Source organism: Nocardiopsis potens DSM 45234, assembly GCF_000341105.1.
In the GTDB taxonomy this organism is placed as follows: Bacteria; Actinomycetota; Actinomycetes; order Streptosporangiales; family Streptosporangiaceae; genus Nocardiopsis_A; species Nocardiopsis_A potens.
On record NZ_ANBB01000026.1, the window covers coordinates 1 to 1,721 of the forward strand.

Consider the following 1,721-nt stretch of genomic DNA (forward strand, 5'->3'; position numbering starts at 1 on the left):
GCAGGAGGCGGTGCTCAGCGGGCAGGTCCCGCCCGCGCGGCCGCAGATGCTGGTCGGGGAGGGGCCGTCCACCGCGCGGGCCCCGGACTTCGCCCCGCTGGCGCGCTGGCCTGAGCTGCGCCGGCACTGCGAGCGGGGCTGGCCCGCGTTCCACCGCTGGTTCCGGGCGTTCGGGCTGGTCGGCGCCGGTGTCTTCGCCGACGTCCCGGCGCGCTCGTCCCCGGCCCCGACCTACGGGCAGGCCGTCCGGCTGGACGTGCTGGGCCTGTCGGTGCCCGTGGTGCTCCGCGAGGAGCCCGGCCGGGCCGCGGTCACTCTCGGGTTCGTGCTCTCCGAGCAGTACCTGCCCTGGCTGCGCGCGTTCACCGCGTCCGCGCCGGAGCGCGGCGAGCCGCCGGGCTGGTTCGGCCCGACCGGCCCGACCCGCCCCGGCAGGCGGGGGCCGGCCGACATCGGCGACCACCGGGTCTTCCCGGGGGCGGGCGCCGCGGCCCAGTGGTACGCCTTCGCCCACCCGGGGATCCCCGGCCGCGAGCTGCTCGGCTCCCCGACGGCGCGCCCCGATGCGGGTCCCGCGGTCCGCCGGGAGTGGGACCGGTGGTGGGACGGGGCCCCGTCGGCCTCGGGGGCGGACGCGCACCGGGCCCTGGCCGACTTCGCCGCGTCCGCGCCGGACTTCGCCCCGCTGGCCGGCCTGCCCGAGCTGCGCCGGTACTGCAGGCGGGCCTGGCCCGGATTCCGCGGGTGGCTGCCGGGCGCCCGCCGCCCGGCCCGGAAGGCGGTCCGCACCGCCGTCGGCCGCATCGCCGACCTGCACGCACTGCACCCGCGCTGGCGCAAGTCCTCCACCCGGCAGGACGCGATCGACATCGCGGCGGTCGCAGCCCCGGCGGTGCTCCTGGAGGTCCCCGGGTTCGCCCTGGTCACCGCCGGTTTCGTGGACACCCCGGAATTCGCCGACTGGGCACTGGAGTTCACCGCCGATCCGGACTGATCCCCCGATCTACGAATCTACGTCGTAAACGAGAGAATTCGGGCGTTCCTTCGCACCTTGCAGAAAGGGCCTCGGATCGTCGGCGGGGAAATCCGTCCCCGGGCGATGATCTTGGTGATGTCGCCGCCCCGGCCGGCCTTGTCGTCAAGTGGCCGTTGCAGCGAGGAGAAGGAGGAATTCGGGGAGGGACGAGGGGCGGGAGGGGAGACCGGCCGAGCGCGGCGCCGTGGGGCTTAAGACGGGCGGCGAGAGCGGGAAGGGGCACCGGCCGGTCGGTCGGGCGCGGCGCCTCGCGGAGTGACGGTTCAAGCAGGCGGCGACGGCAGCGGTAGGGGGCGTGGCCGGGCGCCCCAGCCGAGTGCGGCGTCTCGCGGGGCGGGGGCTCAAGCAGGCGGCGACGGCGGGAGGGGAGACCGGCTGGTCGGTCCGGTGCGGCGCCCCACGGGGTGAGGGTTCAAGCAGGCGGCGACGGCGAGGGGAGGGCCGGGGCGCAGGTCTCACCCGGGTGCGGCGTCTCGCGGAGCGAAGGTTCAAGCAGGCAGCGAAGGCGGGAGGGGACCGGCCGGTCGGTCCGGTGCGGCGCCCCACGGGGTGGCGGCTCAAACCGGCGGCGACGGCGAAGGAAGGGGCGGGGCCGGGCGTCCCAGCCGGGCGCGGCGCCTCGCGGGGCGGGGCTTCAGGCGGGCGGCGAGGGCGGGAGAGGGGCGGGGGCCGCGGTCACCGGCCC

General features: G+C 77.6%; 1 protein-coding gene. It reads left to right on the forward strand.

Features of this window, described 5'->3' with window-relative positions:
* Positions 1-994: hypothetical protein (locus D459_RS35820; RefSeq protein WP_040709761.1), on the forward strand; the 994-nt coding region annotated here is incomplete at its 5' end.
* Between the last annotated feature and the right edge of the window lie 727 nt (positions 995-1,721).